The 4,816-nt window shown below is 43.4% G+C and carries 7 protein-coding genes and 1 pseudogene; 7 read left to right on the forward strand and 1 reads right to left on the reverse strand.

The genetic code is table 11. The features are described from left to right. Positions 1-15: 15 nt before the first annotated feature. Together G519_RS0137815 and G519_RS46655 are read left to right on the forward strand one after the other, a co-directional pair. Positions 16-207 carry an ATP-binding protein gene (locus G519_RS0137815; protein ID WP_409372012.1) on the forward strand — a complete coding sequence of 64 codons (192 nt, stop codon included), beginning with the start codon at positions 16-18 and terminating at the stop codon, positions 205-207. 138 nt (positions 208-345) lie between these two features. Beyond that, positions 346-1,569, forward strand: a pseudogene (locus G519_RS46655) (glycoside hydrolase family 18 protein); the annotation flags it as partial. A gap of 117 nt (positions 1,570-1,686) precedes the next feature. On the opposite strand, the gene G519_RS0137825 reads toward G519_RS46655, so the two are convergent. Continuing rightward, on the reverse strand, positions 1,687-2,271 hold the full coding sequence (locus tag G519_RS0137825) for a hypothetical protein (RefSeq protein ID WP_029198955.1): 585 nt from the start codon (positions 2,269-2,271) through the stop codon (positions 1,687-1,689). Positions 2,272-2,433: 162 nt separating this feature from the next. Between G519_RS0137825 and G519_RS0137830 the strand changes: the two genes are divergently transcribed. The 5 genes from G519_RS0137830 to G519_RS0137850 all read left to right on the forward strand — a co-directional run. Further along, positions 2,434-2,730 (forward strand): hypothetical protein, encoded by a 297-nt coding sequence (locus G519_RS0137830; RefSeq protein WP_029198956.1) that lies wholly within the window; start codon positions 2,434-2,436, stop codon positions 2,728-2,730. After that, entirely contained in the window at positions 2,724-3,359 is a 636-nt protein-coding gene (locus G519_RS0137835; RefSeq protein ID WP_029198957.1) for an HAD hydrolase-like protein, read from the forward strand. Before G519_RS0137830 ends, G519_RS0137835 begins: the two co-directional genes overlap by 7 nt. A gap of 157 nt (positions 3,360-3,516) precedes the next feature. Continuing rightward, on the forward strand, positions 3,517-3,987 hold the full coding sequence (gene lspA / locus G519_RS0137840; protein ID WP_029198958.1) for a signal peptidase II: 471 nt from the start codon (positions 3,517-3,519) through the stop codon (positions 3,985-3,987). Positions 3,988-4,089: 102 nt separating this feature from the next. Beyond that, a complete protein-coding gene (locus tag G519_RS46660; protein ID WP_036635479.1) occupies positions 4,090-4,422 on the forward strand; it encodes a hypothetical protein in 333 nt (110 codons plus the stop codon). Positions 4,423-4,542: 120 nt separating this feature from the next. Next, on the forward strand, positions 4,543-4,816 hold a 274-nt coding region (locus G519_RS0137850), incomplete at its 3' end, for a transposase zinc-binding domain-containing protein (RefSeq protein WP_029198959.1).

Below are 4,816 nucleotides of genomic sequence, written 5' to 3' on the forward strand. Positions count from 1 at the left end.
CAACTGCTCTTTCAAGTGATTGCTGCAAGTTACGAACGACGAAGCCTCATCATTACGACCAATCTCGAATTCTCCAAGTGGGGAGGCATCTTCACCGACGACCAGATGGCTGCGGCGATGATTGACCGTCTTGCTCATCACGGACAGCTCATTGTTTTTGAAGGAGAAAGTTACCGCCTTAAGCACGCATTAATGCGTCAAAAGTGACCGATTAACTGGAAATTCCACAGGGAATTTCATGATAAAACCAGGGAATTCCTGATGATAAAACCAGGGAAAAACCGATGATTATACCAGGGAAAAGCTGTTGATAAAACCAGGGAATTTCACTTGACAAAACACACCTACAAGAAAATAGGTTACTTCGCGTCTTGGGGAGTATACAGCGGTAGGAACTTCAAAGTGCAGGATATCGATGCCTCCAAAGTTACGCATATCAACTTTGCATTCGCAGATATTTGCTGGAACGGTATTCACGGCAACCCATCGCCAGACAGCCCGAACACACAAACTTGGAGCTGCCAAGATGAGACTGGAAATATCAGCGTACCTAACGGTACCATTGTTCAAGGAGATCCTTGGGCAGACACAGGAATGTCCTACCCAGGCGATACATGGGATACACCCATTAAAGGCAGCTTCGGTGAATTGAAAAGACTGAAAGCGGCGAATCCGCACCTAAAAACGATTATTTCCGTAGGAGGATGGTCTTGGTCGAACCGCTTCTCCGATGTTGCGGCAGATCCGCAAATTCGCGCAAATTTTGCAAATTCGGCTGTAAACTTCTTACGGAAATACAGTTTTGATGGCGTAGACCTTGACTGGGAGTATCCAGTAAGCGGCGGTCTTGCTGGGAATAGCTACCGACCAGCTGACAAACAAAACTACACGCTGCTCCTACAGGAGATTCGCAACAAGCTCGATGCAGCCGGAGTCACGGATGGCAAAGCGTACACATTGACGATCGCAGCAGGTGCATCAAAGTTATACCAAACCAATACAGAGCTGGATAAAATCGCTCAATACTGTGATTGGATTAACATCATGACATACGATTTCCATGGCGGTTGGGATGCTAAATCGGGTCAAAACGCTCCATTGTATTTTGATCCAGCTGACAATGGTATTGATCCACAGGGCTTTAACGCTGCCAATACCGTGCAAGGCTTCCTAGACCACGGTGTACCGGCGAATAAACTTGTTATGGGTCTTCCATTCTATGGTCGGGGATGGGATGGTTGTGCAAGCGCGAACAACGGTCTGTACCAAACTTGCGCCAAAGGTTCCTCGAAAGGTACTGTTGAACCTGGTTCCTTCGATTTCTGGGATATTCAAGCCAACTATGTGAATAAAAATGGATATGCGCGTTACTGGAATGATGTAACCAAAACACCTTGGTTATACAATGCAAGTACAGGAACATTCATCACGTATGATGACGCTCAGTCGTTCCAATACAAAACAGACTATATCAAGTCCAAGGGATTGGCAGGCGGCATGTTCTGGGAGTTCTCAGGCGATAAGAGCAAAACGCTGCTCAATGCTTTATCGGACGCCCTTCCTCATTGATAATTTTAAGAAGGGGCTGGAATTCCTGTTAGATTTCGCTCCGTATCGAAACAAAATAGAGGCTGCTCGCTAGGTTATTAACCTTTTGAGTCAGCCTCTTCTTTTTGAAGGTAGGGATTACTTAACCACATTAACGTTTGATTGTGGGCTCGAAAGGTCACTTGAATCATCTTTGTCTAATGGTGCTGGGCCCAATTTATCCTCTTCGCGAAGCAGATAGCCAAAAAATAAAATGTAGTAAGACACGATAATGAAGAAGACACCTGCGGTTATGGGGTCTTTGGTAAATTGAGTTGGATCTACCGGATTCATGTTTGCTGGGTTGGCTGCTGAGTTCGTTGAAAGACTGATAAAGGCCAAGCGATAGACGATCCGGCCAAGAAATAGCACCAGAACCGTAATTTCGACCCATAGGTGAGTGCGATAGTACCATCCGTCTGTTCGATGTTCGAAAAGGGTGTGGCGAATCGCCGTAAGCCCAAGTGCAATACCAGCCGCTAAGCCGATGATATAACCAATGAAATGGATGGGGTGGACAAAGCCTAGCAGGAAAATGAGGGCTCCAAGGATACTGAAGAGAGTGAGTCGGAATTTAAGTCTGCCCCGGGATAACTTTTGAAAACCAATCGTTCGCTTCGCTCTTCGATAAATAAAAAAGCCAATAAATAGGAAAGGAATGGCATAATGCATCCAGTTTTGCATGAGGTTTCCTCCATGAGAATCATAGTATTTTCCTATTGTAACAAATTTAGCCGTTTGTTAGATAAAAAAATTATTTCGTTTACAAAAAACTGTCATACACTTAATAGTAGCGCGATAAACTTACTATTACACACAAATAGTGCCGCAAGGAGTTGACAGTCAATGGCTCTAATCACCCATGTTAATGTATGTAATACAGAGAATGAAATTTACTGCTGTCTTCGTAATAAAATTGTGAAGCTTGACGATCAACAGAAAGAGCAGTTTTGCAATGGATGTAAAATGTTTGCCGGTGATGCCGATGAACATGGGAATGGTGTATCCTGTGTATGGGAAGATGTACGTGTCGTGAGCAATCCGCATATCGCTGTGGATCCGCTTGAGGAGTTTATTCACAATCAAATTCGCCAAGTGCCACCCGAGGGACCGGCCGTATATCTATATACGACAGAATGGTAAAACACATCCTCTTTGATTTTGATGGAACACTGGTCGATTCTAGAGCGTTGCTAGTTAAGCTTTATAATGAAATGGCCGTGCAGTATCGATTTCGCAGGATTCGAGATCAAGACCTTGCGCTTCTGAGATCACTTTCGATCTCTGAGCGGATGGATCACTTAGGTGTTCCGGTACTCCAAATTCCAAAGCTAGTAACAGCCGGAAGACAGCTCTATCAAGAAAATATTCGTACACTTCACATTGTGCCTGGGATGAAAGAGGTTATTGCCAGAGTGTCCTCGCAAGGGATGAAAAGCTCCATACTCTCTTCCAATTCCGAGGTAAATATTCGTCAGATTCTAAAAAATAACAAGCTGGATGGCGCCTTCAAGGAAATCATCTCGGCTAAGCATATTTTTGGCAAGCATCATTCCATTCGCAAAGTAATGAAACAATGGGGGACTTCCCCTTCTCGGATGATTTATGTTGGAGATGAATTAAGGGATATCGAGGCTTGCAGGAAACTAGGCGTTCCCATAGTTGCCGTTACATGGGGCTATGATTCTCAGCATTTACTGCTCAGTGGAAAGCCCGATTACTTGGTAAACTCACCCGAAGAGCTGCTAAAAACACTTCTGTCCTTAACCTGATAGAATGGTAAAAGAGAGCAATTAGCTATCACAGACTGAGTCTGAGGTAGTTATTTGTGTTTGCTTTTTTGTAAGTGCTATTGGCAACATTCGCAGTCGAGTGGTGTCATCATGTAAAATAGATTTATGAGGGGATATTTGCGGAAGGAGGCGTCTAATGTTATTTTATCTCATCATATTTGTAGTGACAGCTGTGGATCAACTTACGAAGGTGTGGATTCGGTCTATTCTAAAAGTAGGCGAATCTATGCCGTTTTATAAAGATTTGATTTCATTTACGCATTATCAAAATAGTGGAGCAGCGGGCAGTTCGCTGCAGGGCTCAGCTCGTTATTTAGGAATTCTTGCTGTTGTGATTATTTCTGTTATTTTGTATTACCGGAAAAAAGGAAGCTTTCAAGGATTCTTCAAAGAGTGTGGTGCCGCATTTTTCGTGGGCGGGGCGATTGGTAATGGCATCGAAAGATTATTATTTGGCAAAGTGACCGACTTCATCGTGTTTCGATCTGGCCATGGAGTGATGAATTTGGCTGACTTAGCGATTAATTTGGGTGTGGTGTTTTTTGTACTGGATATGTTTCTCTCTTATCGGCACAAGCTGTTGCCAAAACAGAAAAATTTTCAATAACGTAGGTATATTAAACTATATAGGTAGATCAAAAGTACTATTTGTGATATCCTTCAAGTAGACAGTTTTGAACGAGAAGACGCTGAACTGGAGGATGGTCACATGAGGCCTGATAAACAGATATTGATCGATGAATTTTTTGCAATGATTCGAAAATTGACGCGTACGGGTGCAGATATTATGTTAGTGAGGGATTTTTTCTGGAAAGCTTCCGAGATCCGTTCATTTATCCCTCCAACGGTAGAATTCATGACGGTTCTTAAAACGTATAACGCAGTCTTGTTTCATGAATTCCGAAAATCACTTGTACCCAATACGAGTATGCATATGCTAGCGAATGTCCACATGGAAGCGGGAGAAGCGCTCATTAGTTTGGGAATTACGAGTTTGGAGCAGCTTCAACTAGCGGTAAAAGGTACAGTAGCTATGAAGTAGTAAAGAGAGTTAAACCAAGCGACGACGCCAGTCTCGCTTGGTTTTTTTGTTGTATAGGAAATTATGCGGGATGCGGATCTGTGGATAAGTAATGTAGAATGGAAATGGGGGGGATGAAGGATGGGTGAGCCGAAATCGTATAAAAAGAAAGGGACAGTCAAGAAAATCTTGAAAGATCACTTTCATGGGTTTTGGCAAATGCATGCCGAATCCTATCCCGAATCTGTTCGTAAAAGCATAGAAGAAACGGTTCAGAAAGCGATGAAGTGCGGCAGTAGAGATCTGGGCTTTGCGTTGTATGAGTGCAAGGGATGTAAAGAAGGAGAACCGGAACCGGTGTATGTATGTTTCACCTGCAAGAGCCGGTTTTGTCACGGCTGTGGGAAGAAATATA

Origin of the sequence: Paenibacillus alginolyticus DSM 5050 = NBRC 15375, from assembly GCF_000422905.1 — a bacterium.
GTDB classification, from domain to species: Bacteria; Bacillota; Bacilli; order Paenibacillales; family NBRC-103111; genus Paenibacillus_E; species Paenibacillus_E alginolyticus.